This window comes from Methylosoma difficile, assembly GCF_054657615.1.
Window position 1 is genome coordinate 1 of record NZ_BAAHYJ010000001.1, and the last position, 14,734, is coordinate 14,734.

At 44.8% G+C, this 14,734-nt stretch carries 14 protein-coding genes; 8 read left to right on the forward strand and 6 right to left on the reverse strand.

Annotated elements, in window-relative coordinates; genetic code table 11:
* Positions 1-388 precede the first annotated feature (388 nt).
* Together ACYQ1O_RS00005 and ACYQ1O_RS00010 are read right to left on the reverse strand one after the other, a co-directional pair.
* The gene (locus ACYQ1O_RS00005; protein WP_459989399.1) at positions 389-1,090 is read right to left on the reverse strand and encodes a TIGR00266 family protein; all 702 of its coding nucleotides are present in this window, start codon (positions 1,088-1,090) and stop codon (positions 389-391) included.
* Between the two features lie 20 nt (positions 1,091-1,110).
* Entirely contained in the window at positions 1,111-3,393 is a 2,283-nt protein-coding gene (locus ACYQ1O_RS00010; protein ID WP_459989400.1) for a DNA internalization-related competence protein ComEC/Rec2, read from the reverse strand.
* A gap of 63 nt (positions 3,394-3,456) precedes the next feature.
* On the opposite strand from ACYQ1O_RS00010, the gene ACYQ1O_RS00015 reads away from it, so the two are divergent.
* Positions 3,457-3,990, forward strand: coding sequence for a DUF2062 domain-containing protein (locus tag ACYQ1O_RS00015; protein WP_459989401.1), 534 nt, complete (start codon positions 3,457-3,459; stop codon positions 3,988-3,990).
* A 50-nt stretch (positions 3,991-4,040) separates the two neighbouring features.
* Here ACYQ1O_RS00015 and ACYQ1O_RS00020 read toward each other — a convergent pair whose 3' ends face one another.
* Positions 4,041-4,397, reverse strand: coding sequence for a nuclear transport factor 2 family protein (locus ACYQ1O_RS00020; protein WP_459989402.1), 357 nt, complete (start codon positions 4,395-4,397; stop codon positions 4,041-4,043).
* Between the two features lie 156 nt (positions 4,398-4,553).
* On the opposite strand from ACYQ1O_RS00020, the gene ACYQ1O_RS00025 reads away from it, so the two are divergent.
* From ACYQ1O_RS00025 to ACYQ1O_RS00035, 3 genes are all read left to right on the forward strand, one after another.
* Positions 4,554-5,843 carry an MFS transporter gene (locus tag ACYQ1O_RS00025; RefSeq protein ID WP_459989404.1) on the forward strand — a complete coding sequence of 430 codons (1,290 nt, stop codon included), beginning with the start codon at positions 4,554-4,556 and terminating at the stop codon, positions 5,841-5,843.
* Positions 5,844-6,034: 191 nt separating this feature from the next.
* Complete coding sequence (locus ACYQ1O_RS00030) at positions 6,035-8,968, forward strand: AAA family ATPase (protein ID WP_459989405.1); 2,934 nt, start codon at positions 6,035-6,037, stop codon at positions 8,966-8,968.
* Positions 8,961-9,707, forward strand: a complete 747-nt coding sequence (locus ACYQ1O_RS00035) for an HNH endonuclease family protein (protein ID WP_459989406.1) — start codon at positions 8,961-8,963, stop codon at positions 9,705-9,707. The genes ACYQ1O_RS00030 and ACYQ1O_RS00035 overlap by 8 nt, the downstream gene beginning before the upstream one ends.
* Before the next feature lie 46 nt (positions 9,708-9,753).
* Here the strand turns inward: ACYQ1O_RS00035 and ACYQ1O_RS00040 are convergent, their stop codons facing one another.
* From ACYQ1O_RS00040 to ACYQ1O_RS00050, 3 genes are all read right to left on the reverse strand, one after another.
* Positions 9,754-10,053 (reverse strand): addiction module antidote protein, encoded by a 300-nt coding sequence (locus tag ACYQ1O_RS00040; protein ID WP_459989408.1) that lies wholly within the window; start codon positions 10,051-10,053, stop codon positions 9,754-9,756.
* Between the two features lie 3 nt (positions 10,054-10,056).
* Positions 10,057-10,356, reverse strand: coding sequence for a type II toxin-antitoxin system RelE/ParE family toxin (locus ACYQ1O_RS00045; RefSeq protein WP_459989410.1), 300 nt, complete (start codon positions 10,354-10,356; stop codon positions 10,057-10,059).
* A gap of 66 nt (positions 10,357-10,422) precedes the next feature.
* Positions 10,423-10,707: a hypothetical protein gene (locus ACYQ1O_RS00050; protein ID WP_459989411.1), complete on the reverse strand. Its 285-nt coding sequence runs from the start codon at positions 10,705-10,707 to the stop codon at positions 10,423-10,425.
* Between the two features lie 556 nt (positions 10,708-11,263).
* Here ACYQ1O_RS00050 and ACYQ1O_RS00055 point away from each other — a divergent pair.
* The 4 genes from ACYQ1O_RS00055 (at position 11,264) to ACYQ1O_RS00070 (ending at position 14,719) form a co-directional block, all read left to right on the forward strand.
* Positions 11,264-11,770 carry a TIGR00645 family protein gene (locus tag ACYQ1O_RS00055; RefSeq protein ID WP_459989413.1) on the forward strand — a complete coding sequence of 169 codons (507 nt, stop codon included), beginning with the start codon at positions 11,264-11,266 and terminating at the stop codon, positions 11,768-11,770.
* Positions 11,770-12,024: a glutaredoxin family protein gene (locus ACYQ1O_RS00060; protein ID WP_459989414.1), complete on the forward strand. Its 255-nt coding sequence runs from the start codon at positions 11,770-11,772 to the stop codon at positions 12,022-12,024. The genes ACYQ1O_RS00055 and ACYQ1O_RS00060 overlap by 1 nt, the downstream gene beginning before the upstream one ends.
* On the forward strand, positions 12,017-13,399 hold the full coding sequence (locus ACYQ1O_RS00065) for a class II fumarate hydratase (RefSeq protein ID WP_459989415.1): 1,383 nt from the start codon (positions 12,017-12,019) through the stop codon (positions 13,397-13,399). Before ACYQ1O_RS00060 ends, ACYQ1O_RS00065 begins: the two co-directional genes overlap by 8 nt.
* A 348-nt stretch (positions 13,400-13,747) precedes the next feature.
* Positions 13,748-14,719, forward strand: coding sequence for a MerR family transcriptional regulator (locus ACYQ1O_RS00070; RefSeq protein ID WP_459989416.1), 972 nt, complete (start codon positions 13,748-13,750; stop codon positions 14,717-14,719).
* Positions 14,720-14,734: the final 15 nt, after the last annotated feature.

Sequence of the window (14,734 nt, forward strand, 5' to 3'; positions counted from 1 at the left end):
GGCTACCTGCAGGCCAACATCACCGGCGGAGCAAATGTAGCTTTCAACGTCGGCGCGGATGCCTATGTGTTCCAGGATGACGGCAGCACCGACATGCTGGTGCAACTGCTGGGTGTGAACGCCACCAGCGTCAACACCACCGGTTTGGGGGTGGGCGCGGTTTGGGTTGCCTGATCGTGTAGTTCCCTTAGGGTATCCAGAATAGGTTTTGGATGCCCTGCCATTGGTTGGGTTGCTCTTTTGGCAACCCAACACACAACGTTGATGGTAAAAATCAACGTGATGTTGTTTTTCAAAGATGTCATCAAAAAACATGTTTTTTGACTCCTCTTCCATGTAATCACTTAATTTTTACCACCACAAAAACGACGGCGCAGCCGTTTTAACCTCAACTGCCATTCGGTATTAGCTTTGCCAACCAAGCCGCAAAGGTGCTGCGGTTGCGGGAGCAAACCACCACTTTTCCTTCACCGGAAAACTTCATCACCATGCCTTCGCCGCTGGTCATGCTGTTGACCAGCTGACCCAATAATCCGCTGCTTTGTGTGGCAACGGAAATTTCGTGGCGCAAACGGCTATCCCAAGCGACCACATGGGCGTTGTCGATGACGATGTCTTTGCCGAATACGACATCCAAAGCAAAACAAGAACCAAATCCTGATACCGCCAACTTGCCCCTACCGGTGGCTTCGCAGATAAAAAATCCGCCGCTCTGCCCAAACAAGGCCGAGCCGATATTTTGGGCGCGTACGGTCAGCGCCACGCCGCTTTCGGCGGCAACAAACGCGCCATCAGTCATCATGTAGCTGGTGACACCCACGTCAAGCAGCTCTATGGCACCTGGCAAGGTGGGCGATAACAGGCAATCGCCATTGCCGCGCACCGCTTCGATGTGTTGCTGGAAAAACGACTCGCCATTGGCAAAACGGCGCATCAAGGCACTGCCCAAACCGCCGGTCATTTTGCCTTTTAGCTCCAGATTGTGTTCCATCATGACCATCGCGTTGGATTCGCAATAGATCTTTTCGCCTTGGTTAAGGCTCACATGCAAGAAAGGGTCTACGTCGCCGGTTACGGTGAATTGTGCCATTGTGGGTTACCTATTTTTAATCAATCGGTTAAGTTGGGTGGTTGGCTATGCCAATAATTACCATCGGTAGCGCGGTAAGCGTTTATGATAACGTTGCCTTGCTTAATTTGCACCGTAATCGCGCCGCTGTCGGCAGTGTTGAGCCAATCGGCCTGATAACGCCGGTAACGCGCCAGCACATCGGGGTGCGGATGCCCAAACGGATTGCGGTAACCTGCCGGAATCAAAACCGTTTTGGCTTGCACGGCAGCCAGAAAATCCGCCGTTGACGAGCTTTTGCTGCCATGGTGCGGGGCGACCAGAATATCGGCCTGAAGGTTTGCGGCATTTTTGACCAACCATTGTTCTGCGTCGGCTTGAATGTCGCCGGTCAGCAACACCGAACCGTATTCCGAGCGGATTTTTAGTACACAAGAATTATCATTTTCGCTGGCGAAACGGCTGTTATCGGCTGGCGAGAGTATCGTAAACTCCACCCCATCCCACTGCCAGCGTTGGCCTGCTTGGCAGCGTTGCGGATGAAAGGCCGCCAAGCGTTCCGGCACGCTGGTCAACAAACGGGCAGTTGGAATTTCTGCCAATAACGAGGCGGCACCGCCAATGTGGTCGTTGTCGCCATGACTAATCACCAAACCATCCAAGCGCGCCACACCTTGCGAGCGCAAAAACGGCACCAGCACATTGCGACCACTGTCGCTGTCGGGTGAAAACTTTGCACCGGCGTCATACACCAAGCAGTGTTGTGCGGTTTGCACGGCAACTGCCAAGCCTTGCCCGACATCGAGCAAGGTGACAGTCATTTCACCGTTGGCAGGTTTGGTGGTTGCAGGAAACAGCAACGGCATCAGCATAACACCGCCCAACCAACGCGCCGGAATGCCACGCGGGGCCAACAGCCAAACCATGCCGGGCAAGGCAAAAGCCAACGTCCACACAGGCGGCTTTGGATAATTCAGCGTGGCGTAAGGCCATTCCGCCAGCTGCTGCAATCCGCTGTACAAGCCCTGCAAACTGAAATCGAGCAGCGCAAACAGCAACATCGCCCAATCGAGGGAAATCCACAGCAGCAAGGTCGCCAACAAGGCGATTGGCACAAACACCAAGCTAATCAGCGGCACCGCCACGGCATTGGCTAGTGGCGAAACCAACGACACTTGTTGAAAAAACACCAACAGCAACGGCGCCAAACCCAGCGCCGTCACCCAGTTGATTTTCAGCATCATCGACCAATAACCGGCATTTCCCAAACGCCCTGCCAAGCAGTAAACCATCAGCGCGACGGACAGGAACGACAACCAAAACCCCCTATCCAGAACCGCCAGAGGATCAACAACCAGCACCGCCAATAATGCGATAGCCAATAAGTTTGCCGCCTGTAAATGCCGTTGCCAGATTCTGACCAGCATGACAACCGTCAACATAATGGCGGCACGTTGCGTGGGAATGGTAAAGCCCGCCAAGCCTGCGTAAACGATGCCCGCGAAAATGGCAGCCAGTGCGGCAATGGTTTGTGGCGACCACGATAATATCCCCGTCCTGGCCCATAAAATTCGCACCAACACATAAACCCAACCGGCAATGAAGGCGATATGCGAACCGGAAATCACCACCAAATGCACCGTACCGGTTTTGCGGAACACTTCCCACTGCGCCTGGCTGATACCGCTGCCATCGCCAATAGCCAAAGCTTTTATCAGACCTGCATAAGGCTTACCCGACAAAGCAGCGGTTAGGCGGTCAGCAACTGTCTGCCGTAATGACGCTAGAGGATTGGCAACGGCATCTTCTGCCAAACAGTGGGGTTTGGGATACGGTCGGATGTAACCGGTGGCACCCATGCCGTGGCTAAACAGCCAGCCTTCGAAATCAAAACCACTGGGGTTTAAACTGCCGTGCGGACGTTTCAACTTGACGGTAAACGCCCAAAGCTGACCTGTTTTAACGGTTTGGTCGGGGTAATACCAGCTCAGGCGGATTTTTTGCGGCAGTGGCTGCGGGCTTTCTGTCACCTTAAAATTAAAGCGCAGGTGTTTTTCGTCATGTTCCGGTAAATCGGTGATGATACCTTTAACGGCAATATCAATGCCCTCAAGTGAAGACTGCAATGGGTCGGTTAGGCGATAATGGGCAAAAAGCAGGCCGTACAGCACCGCCAGGACAAAAACCAAACCGCGCCAGTAACGTAAGCCTGCCATAATGGCAGCCAAAAAACCGCCATAAACCCAGAAAATTGGCGACGGCAATGACGGCAACTGCTGCACCAACAACAATGCCGCCAAGAACAATAAAGCCGCGCCAACCATTAGAATGCGAACAGAGGAAAGGCACTAAGCCAACATTGAAAAACTAACTGTGAGTGTATAACCATGCCAAAGCAAATCCTAGCCAAACTAATTAATAAATACATTCCCGACCGCAATGTGCTGATCCAACACAAACACTTGCGTTTTTTGGGCAATCGCCTCAACGACCCGAATTTATGGCATTTAAATCGCCGCTCCATATCTATGGCCTTTGCCGTTGGCCTGATTTGCGCCTGGATTCCCCTGCCGATGCAAATGGTGATTGCCGCCGTGGCGGCCTTATATTACCGCGCCAATCTGCCGGTCGCCGTCACCTTGGTGTGGTTCACCAACCCCATCACCATCCCGCCACTTTTCTACTTTGCTTATAAAACGGGCTTGTGGTTTTTAGGCCGCCCCGCCCCCACCGACAGCTTCCGCTTTTCATTGGAAGGTGTTATGGATGGCCTTGGCAATGCTTGGGAACCTTTTTTGCTGGGCTGTTTTATTTTGGGAATCTGCAGCTCCGCTGCTGGCTATTTTGGCATCAACTACTTGTGGACACGGCATGTCTTTAAAAAATGGGCGGAGCGGCAAAGCAAAAAAAGCGAGGCTTGATGGCTAGTTTAGCTGACACTTGGGCAAGCCGCTAAGCCATCAAGCTTTCATCAAAGATAATGCGCAAAAGCCCGGGCCACTTTCCCTTCCGCGTTAAAATGCAAAACCTCGGCAGCCGCACCGCTCACGCCTTGATAACAAAGCGTAATGCTGTTTACCCCCACCAGCGTGGCGGTCAATTCAAAATACAAATCCGGAAACAAGGCCAAGGCTTGCGACCAATACCTAGCCACTGCCGGTTTGCCCTTTAGAACCCCCGACGGCTCGTCGGCAAGTTTAATAATAACAGGCGAAGCCATTTCAAAATCCTCGGCATAATGCGCCAAAATCCGTTCAAGATCGTGCTGGTTCCACGCCCCGATCCAATCCGCCGCAAATTGTGCGGCAAAGGTTTTATCAATCATCATTTCTTTCCTCAAGCAACGAAACACCGCATTGAGTCAGCATAATAGCCTTGTTACGCCAACAAATCAGCAGCAAAGATAAACGTTAAAGTCCGCTTAAAAATTGCTATAGTCAGCACAAGCCTTTCCAGACACGCGACACTCTTTGGAGCCTTTACCGTGAACCCACAACCGCAACCGCTCACCCACAAAACCCGCCTGCTCAACATCTTTAGCGGCTCAATCGGCAATTTGGTGGAATATTTCGACTGGGCGATTTACGCCGCGTTCGCACTGTATTTTGCGCCTGAATTTTTCCCCGAAGGCGACCAAACCGCGCAATTGATGAACAACGCCGCCGTGTTTGCTGTGGGTTTTGTCTTCCGACCTTTAGGCGGTTGGTTGCTGGGCAGCATGGCAGACCGCAAAGGCCGCAAGAGCGCGTTGCTGCTGTCGGTTAGTTTGATGTGTTTGGGTTCGCTGATTATCGCTTGCACACCCGGTTATGCCGTCATCGGCGGCTGGGCGCCAGCGTTGTTACTGTTTGCGCGGATGTTGCAAGGTTTCAGCATTGGTGGTGAATACGGCAGTTCGGCAACGTATTTAAGCGAAATGGCGCACCACAAACGGCGCGGCTATTATTCCAGCTTCCAGTACGTCACTATCGTTTTGGGGCAATTACTGGCCTTGGTGTTGTTGATGGTCTTGCAAAAATGGCTGTTGACCAGCGAAGAACTGCACCAATGGGGCTGGCGCATCCCGTTTATCATCGGCGGTTTGTTGGCGGTGATTGCCATGGGTTTACGCGGCAACATGGCGGAAACCACCGCGTTTGTCGAACAACACACCTTTTCCAGCCGCAATGCCCATCTGCGCGAACTGCTGAAATACCCGAAAGAATTGCTCACCGTCGTCGCGCTCACCGCAGGCGGCACGGTGTCTTACTACACTTTCACCGTGTACATGCAAAAATTCCTGGTCAACACCACCGGATTCAGCAAAGACGACGCCACCACCATTTCCGCCCTCGCCCTGCTGGTATTTATGGTCATCCAACCGCTGTACGGCTTGCTGTCGGATTTTGTCGGGCGGCGGTTTATGCTAATTGCCTTTGGTGCGGGGGCAACGGTGTTTACCGTGCCGATTCTGACGCAACTGTCGCAACCGCAAAGCATGGCTTCCGCGTTAATCTGGTACATCTGCGCTTTGTTGATTATCTCCGGCTATTCCTCCGTCAACGCCATCGTCAAAGCCGAACTCTTCCCCGTGCATATCCGCGCCTTAGGTGTCGGCTTGCCGTATGCGCTAACCGTCGCGCTGTTCGGCGGCACCGCCGAATATCTGGCTTTATGGCTGAAAAGCAGCGGACATCCTGAGTGGTTTGCTTATTATGTGAGCGGCTGTGCGGCTTTGGCTTTGGTGGTGTCTTTGGGGATGAAAGAGACTAAAGAGGTTTCTAGGTTGGATTGATGCGTAATTTCAGTTAGATTATCTTGGGTTACAGAGTACGTCAGTCGAAAAGCTAACGCTGATTTTTATCTTTAGTGATGCAGTTAGTGACAAGAAACCATACCTACTTGCTGTTAAAGTGCATACAATCGAAAATTTTTTAAACTTCAAGAGAAGAAATAACCTTATTATCAGTTAGGAAAACTAGCAAAGTGAAATCATTTCAACAAATAGAAGACACACTTCCTCCTCTACCAGACGTTAAAAGAATTTATTTACTAGGTAGTACAGGAGCCGGTAAAACCTCAATTGTTAAACATATTATAGGGACATCTGCGCTTAATTTTCCGACAACAACTCAAACAAGAACAACGCTTGCAACAACGGAATATGTCATTAAACGCGATTTACCGTTTAAAACGACAATTATTTTGAAGCAAAAAACGGATGTTTTAGACGCTATTGAAGAGCTAATTCAAGATACTATACAAAAAGCATTAGAAAATAAACGTTTAAAGGACATTGATTATATAGCAGAAAAACTACAAGAATCATCAGATGAACGATTTAGACTAAGATATATGGTTAATGATACTTCGCTAAAAAGTCACGCTACCAACATATCAGAGAATATTATTCCATTATTAGAAGGAAAAAGTTTAGAAGATGAAACTTTATTTTCAAGTAGTGATGTAGAACCAAAGATAAAGCAACTAATAAATAGCATTTTAAAAGAAATTGAAGTTAATTTTTCTAAGGTCTGTACTGATAACTACACGCTTTTTAGTGATGAACTTTATTACATCCAAAACATACCTGATAAAAATAGATTTATACAAAAAAATAAAGAACTTTTAAAAAATGAATTTGGCTCCATTTCTTTATTGGTAGAATATGTAAGAATAGAAGGCAATTTATTAGCTGATTGGTTAAATAATAATTTAGAGTTTGTTCTTATTGATGGTGAAGGAATAGCCCATTCACTTCAAGAAAAAAGAGATACATTATCAACAAGGCACTATGATTATTTTGATTTTTGTGATCAAATTCTTTTAGTTGAAAAAGGAGATGACCCATTTATATCAGGAGGTCAAGCAGCCATAGAGGCTATTTTGTTAAATGGTTATAAGAATAAGTTTAAGTTAGTATTTTCAAAAATAGATAAAATAGAAAATGAAAAAAATATTTTTTTAAGAAAAAGAATAGAGAACTTAAAAGCCGCATTAAAACTCAAAAAAATATCATTTGACATTGAAAACAAAGATAGCTATAGGTTAGATAACCTTAATACAAGCAAAACATCAGAATATAGTCAAAAGCAAATAAAAAAATTATTAAAGGATATAAATGAGTCTGAGGGCGGTAGTTTTATTCCTTTAGAATATGATTTTTCTACTCTTTTCTTAAATCTTAATACAACACAATTCATTAAGGAGTTCCAAAATAATTTGGATGGCGAACACTGGACTGTTGTTAAAGCTTTTTCAAAAAGAATGTACAATCAAGAGGGTGAATATAAGCATATAAAACTAATTGCTTTTATTTTAGCCTTCATTATGAAAGATATAGATTGCTTTTTAAAAAGAGATGATCAAACAAAAGCTGAAGTTTACAATTCAAAGAACATTATTCAGCAACAATTTTCAAAACAGCTTCTGGCTTTCATAAGACAAGAACTTATGATTAGAAAACATCATTTATGGCAGCAGGCGTTTGAAAAAAAAGGAATTGGCTCAAGCAAAGAAAGAAAACAATTTATTTTTGACAATATACTAAAAGACTTTTTACCAGAGAAAGAAAATAACCAAAGGTTTGACTCTTTTAAGAAAAACATCAGAGACTTATTATTAAATTCTGGTGCTGAAATTTTAGCTTCAGCCAAAAAAATAATAATAAAAGAAGTCAAAATTGAAGGAATATATGGTCATAAAAATTTCTCATGGGAACTCGATGAGGATATTAATATACTTTTAGGTAAAAATGGTAGCGGAAAATCAACTATATTAAAGCTTATATATGCTTGCATTACAAATAACAAGGCGATTTTTGACTATTTTGAAAATCCTTATGTCACGTTAGTTATTGAAAAAAAGTATGAAGATGAAAAAGCAAGAGATTTTACAATTACAAATAGTAATTTTTCTTCTAATATTGATGCTCAAATGGTTAATACGTTTGACTCAACTTTATCAATCAAATCAGTTGGAACAGAGCTAGATGCAAACTTAGATAACTTAATAAAAATATTTGGCGAACATATAAGAGTTTTAAAGAGTAATTTAGATAATGAAACTAAAAATTTGGCAATTGAAATCGATGGCATTATTAACAATATTTCCTCTGCTACCGATAAAGATTTAACTCGATTTAAAAGTTTGAAAACTGAAATTGATAAAATAAAGGAAGAAAAATTTAAGAAATTAACAATCTTCAATAAAGAAATTAATAGTTTTTATAAGGACACTAACAAATTTATTGAAGTTGATAAAGAAATGCCACTAGAAGTTAAGATGAATAGTAATGATGGCATTACAAACATAGATACTAATAAGTTATCATCCGGTGAAAAGCAGCTTTTAATCATATTTTTAACTGTTGTATTGCAAGGAGAAAAAGCATTTATTTTATTAATGGATGAGCCAGAATCTTCATTGCATGTTGAATGGCAATCAATATTATTAGATAGCCTGAAACAACTTAATGATAATATCCAAATTATTATTGCAACACACAATCCCTTGCTTGTTCTGAATAGAAACCCCAACGAGATAGGCTGCATAGATATTGATAGCGATATTGTAAAAACAGAAGGGTTAGGGACAAAATACCTAGATGTTTCCGCAACGCTATTAAACTATTTTCATTTAAGTTCTTTAGTGGGAACAGAAATGAAAACAAAGCTTCATAACTTATTTATTTTAAAAACTCAAGAAAAATTATCTAACGAAGATAGAAATAAGCTGGATATTTTGGAAAAAGAATTAGGCAGTACATTAGCAACTAATTTTGTTTACGATAGGCATTATTTACATTTTTTAAAATTTATTAAAGAGAATTATTATATAGACTTTGATAAATTGACTGAAATATCAGAAGAGAAAATTGATGAGCTGTTAGGTGAATTCAAGGAGCTTTTTGATGATTGATATGCGTGGAATATTTTCTCATCCAGATTATGAAGATACACTAAATGAATTTAAAAACTCAGCTTGTAGGTGGAGTATATTTCAACATTTGCATAAAAGAGTTTCAAATAATAAATGCCCAGTATGCGAAGTGGAATTAGTCGAAATTCAAAACCATGATTATTCTGCTACGATCGACCATTTTAGACCCAAAGCAGCGGGTATGTACCCACATTTAAAATGTGAGCCTAAAAATTATATCTTAATGTGTAGCCTTTGTAATAATCGTTATAAAAAAGCTAAATTTCCCTTGGTTGATGAGTCGAAACGAGCTACAGGAGCTATAAACTTAGAAGATACGAAAGAAGAAGAGCCTTTGTTATTTAATCCTGCCGAAGAAGATCCTTTATATTTTTTTGAATTAGCATTTGTGCAAACAGAAGTTGGAAATATTTTGGAACTTAAGAAAAATAAAACTATTTTGGAAGATTCTTATGATTATTTAAGATGCGAAGAAATGATAAAGCTATTTGGTTTAGGCTATTTTAATGAAGATATTCATCCAAATGATAAAACAAAAAGCTTAAGATTGGACGTATTGACAGCCCACTATGAAATATTTATTCAACTAGCAAAAGCCATAAATGATGGAGATAGAAAATCAATTTTTCTTATTTTGAGTAATAAAAACAGAAAACAAATGCTGGAAAAATACGGTTTTTTTCAATTTTTAATGAAAAAACAATTCTCTGTTCGTTGAAAACTGACAGTTTACTGTCATAAAACTTTCTTACGGGTTTAATTAATTAAACAACAACCAATTTACACCCCAAAGCCTCAACAATCTTAGCAATCGTTTCAAAACGAGGATTTCCGTCTTCTGCGAGTGATTTGTAAAGGCTGGCTCTGGTAACACCTGCTTGCTTGGCAACTTCGGTCATGCCTTTGGCGCGGGCGGCGATGTTAAGGGCATGGATAAAATCGGATGGGCTACCTGTTTGCGCGGTTTCACGCAGAAAATCTTGTATATCGCTGTCGGTTTCTAAGTGTTCGGCTATATCAAAAGTGCTTATGATTTCTGCTTCGCTGGTTTTTGGATTGCTCATTGTCTAATCCTTCAATGTGTTCAAAATAGATTTGGCTTTTTCAATAGCCTTGTCTTGGCTAGATTTTTCGCCTCCGACCAATAACAAGACAATTCGCTGGTTGCGGATGGTGTAATACAGCCTAATGCCGCCGCCAAAGAAACAACGTAATTCGAACAAATTAGCTGATAAGGCTTTGGTATCGCCAAAGTTTCCGTTTTCAATCCTAGCCAATCTGGACAGCAATTGGTTTTTGACCGTTTTGTCTTTTAGCTTAGCAAACCAATGATTAAAGGTTGTTGTGCTTTGAAGTTCGTATTTCATGGCTCCATTGTTTCCTAAAGGATACGAAAGTCAAGCTTTAGCTCAAAAAGGTACGCAATGCCTACCCTACCGAGCCTTACGGTTTATAAAAATTGCGACCAGTAAAATAATCCAATAAAGGATAGATCCCGCTAGTGATAAGGCTGTTATGAATTCAACAGGTGTTGCCACTGCATCATACAGGCGCGCAAAAGCGGTAAGACGCATCAGCATGCCCGGCAGGGTTGCCAATGCCACACAGGCAAAAAGCCAGCCGAATTGTTGTTTTTTCCAGAAAATATAGGCGGCAATCAGCAGCGCAAGGCTACCGAGTTCAGCAATGCCTTGCCAAATCAGTACCAACACAAACATTGGGCCAATGTCGGCATGAATCGAAGCCATCGCCGCTGTCGGGCATAGCATAAATACGGCGCATAGGCTTGTAAGCAAAAGCCTTGGTTTTTGGGCGGCAGAGATTGAAATCATAAAAATCCATTAGCTATGAAACGAGGCTTTAAAGGGTACGTAATACGTGTACGCCAAAGGGCTTGAGTTGGCGCAACACCGTGCCTTTATAAATGATGTTGGCTTGGCCTGACTTTTGATTGCGCCCAACTTAAAAATTATCATGCCATATCAATCATAAACTTATCGAACAAAAACCAATTTTTTTTATTTTCTATATTAAGATTGCTTTCAAAGGGTATTTGGGAAAAGCTGTACGCCGGCAAATCGACAAAGGGCGGAAGTGATCCATTGCCCAAACCCAAAGCCGCATTGATTTAATTTGATTTACGGTATATTGCTCCGAATGCACGCTAATAGAACACCGACCTTTTTTATATGTTTTAAGCGATAAAATTATCTTTACCCCTTTTTCATCGTAAGCCTATTCATAGCTATTTTTGTCACAACGCCCACTCGCCCTATGTCCCTAAATAAAACCCTAGAACACGCTACCGAACGTTTGATGTACGCCAGCCGCTGGTTGTTGGCGCCGGTTTTTGCCGGTTTAAGCTTGGCGTTGCTGGCGTTGGGCATTAAGTTTTTTCAAGAGCTGTACCATGTGTTGCCGCATATTTTGGAAATCGGCGAGGCGGATTTGATGCTCAGCATCCTGACGCTGATTGATTTAAGCTTGGTCGGCAGCCTGATTGTGATGGTGATGTTCAGCGGTTATGAGAATTTTGTCTCTAACATGGACATCAGCGAAGGCACGGAAAAGCTGGAATGGTTGGGTACGCACGATTATGGCGCGGTAAAGATAAAAGTGGCGTCGTCCATTGTGGCGATTTCTTCCATCCATTTGCTGAAAACATTTATGAACATCGCCGACACGCCCAATGACAAGCTGGCTTGGTACGTGGTTTTCCACCTGACTTTCGTGGCCTCGGCGGTGTTGATGGGTGTTTTGGAAAAACTGACGAAACATTAATGATACAACTCATCCTTTTTGGCACCTCCGCCTGCCATTTGTGCGAACAGGCCGAGGTCATCCTGCAGGATTTGACCGTGAACGGGGCGGCTCTGCAACTCGACAAAATAGACATTGCCGAACACCCCCAATGGCAACCACAATATGCCATCCGTATTCCGGTTTTGCTCCACCCATCCACCCAACAAGAACTCGGCTGGCCTTTTGACCACGCCCAAGTCCACGCATTTTTAAAGGCTTTAACAGATGACTGACTACCGAATTGAAAAAGACAGCATGGGCGAATTGCAAGTCCCCTGCTCTGCGCTGTACGCCGCGCAAACCCAACGCGCCATTGATAATTTCCCGATCAGCGGCTTGGTGATGCCTGCCAGCTTTATCAAAACCGTGGCGTTGATTAAAAAAGCGGCGGCTTCGGTCAATATCGGCTTAGGCGAGTTGGATGCCGACAAAGGCCAAGCGATTATCGCCGCCGCCGGACAAGTCATCGCCGGAGAACATGCCGAGCAATTCCCGATTGATGTTTTCCAAACCGGTTCGGGAACCAGCACCAATATGAACGTCAACGAGGTGTTGGCAAGCCTGGCTAGCCAAATTGCCGGCAAACCGGTTAGCGCCAACGATGATGTGAATATGGGGCAAAGCAGCAACGATGTCATCCCTACCGCCATCCATGTAAGCGCCGCCATCGAATGCCATAGCAAATTATTGCCTGCACTGGCGCATCTTGCCGAAACCATCGAGCAAAAAGCCGCCAGCTTGGATCACGTCACCAAAACCGGACGCACCCATCTGATGGATGCCATGCCGGTGCGCATGAGCCAAGAACTGGGCGGTTGGGCGCTGCAAATCCGCAACGGCATAGACCGCATCAACGCCAGTTTGCCGCGCGTTTACCAACTGGCGCAAGGCGGCACGGCGGTAGGAACCGGCATTAACGCGCATCCTGATTTCGCCAAGCTCTTTGCCGATAACTTAAGCGCCGAAACCGGCTTGCCGTTTGCGCCCAACCGTTCGTTTTTTGAAAGCTTAAGCAGCCAAGACGCGATGGTGGAATTGTCAGGCCAGCTGAAAGTGATTGCTGTCAGCTTGATGAAAATCGCCAATGATTTGCGCTGGATGAATTCCGGCCCATTAGCCGGTTTAGGTGAAATTGAATTGCCCGCCTTGCAACCGGGCAGCAGCATTATGCCGGGCAAGGTCAATCCGGTGATTCCTGAAGCCACAGCTATGGTCGCTGCGCAAGTGATCGGCAACGATGCCACCATTACCATTGCCGGGCAATCGGGTTCCTTCCAATTGAATGTGATGCTGCCGGTGATTGCTTATAACATCTTGCAAAGCTTGGAGATTTTAAGCAATGTCAGCGTGGCTTTGGCGGACAAAGCCATTGCCGGTTTTGGCGTACGGCAAGATAACTTGCAGAATGCCTTGGCAAAAAATCCCATTTTAGTGACCGCGCTCAACCCAATCATCGGCTACACGAAAGCGGCGGAAGTGGCTAAAGCCGCTTACAAACAAGGCCGCCCGATTATTGAAGTGGCAGCGGAAATGACGGATTTAAGCCTTGAAGAATTGACAAAACTCTTAGAGCCTGCACATTTAACCCAAGGTGGGATTAACGAATAAGGTTTACACACCACACAAGCCGAGTGGATGGGAGTACAAACGTCAATTTGTACTCCCCGAAACTATCCCAACCCTGTTTTTGCCTAAGGAAAACCTGTTAACAACCGCATTAGCCCGTTAAACAAAAACGACCTTGTACAGGTTTTAAGCGGCTAATAAAGCTATCCAAAATCAAATTACCACCATCAAAAAAGTATCGCCTAAACATTAACTTAGCAGTATTACAAATAGATTTTCAAAAAACCTAGCAATAAATTTGGAAATACTAAAAATCCTCGTACAATTGTTGTCAAGGTTTTGTATAGGTATGTTACCATATATTCTTTAATTTGATGCATAGAAGCAACCATGGCCAACAATGACGATTCAGCACAGTATTTAATCAGCACGGTATCGAAAAGATCGGGTGTTAAATCGGATCTGGTCAGAGCGTGGGAGCGTCGCTATCAAGCTGTCACGCCAACGCGCACCACGGGCGGACACCGTGTTTATACCGACCAAGACATCGCCCGCTTAAAACTACTTAACCAAGCCACCAACAACGGGCACAGCATCAGCCAAATTGCCCAGCTTACGCTGGAAGAACTGAAAAAATTAGTCAACGGCGAAGGCGAAAACATCAGCCTCAACTTGGGTTTGAACAACAGCGACAAAGCCTTTATTGCCGAAGATTACATCGAAAAATGTTACGCCGCTGTCTTGGCATTTGATGCCCGCGCCTTAGAAGCGCATTTTGAAAATGCCATTGTCGAACTGGGTACAGAAGCCTTTATCGAAACCCTGCTGACGCCTTTGCTGACCATCATCGGCGAACGTTGGCGCACCGGCGAACTGCGCCCCGTACACGAACACATGGCCTCGTCCATTATCCGTTCGCTGACCTACATTTTACGTAACAACAACCCTTGCCCCGAAGGTGCGCCGCGTATGATCGTCAGCACACCGATAGGCCAGTTGCACGAACTGGGCGCGTTGCTGGCAGCCATTATGGCGGAACTGAAAGGCTGGGAAGTCACTTATTTGGGCGCCAACTTACCGGCTGAAGAAATTGCCGCCGCCGTCAAATTTACCGGCGCCAGCGCAGTGACTATCAGCATCAGTTTCAGCACTGACGACCATCTCATCCCCAAAGAATTGCGCCGTCTGAAAAAACTGATTGGTCATGACGTCGCACTCATTGTTGGCGGACGGGCTGCCGGTCACTACGAAACGGTATTGGATGAAATTGGTGTGCTGAACATCGAAAGCTACGACCACTTCCGGCGCATCCTTGACCATTTAGCAACCCAGCACAGACAACAACGTCTAGCGGCAAAATAACGCCGCCCTATTCCA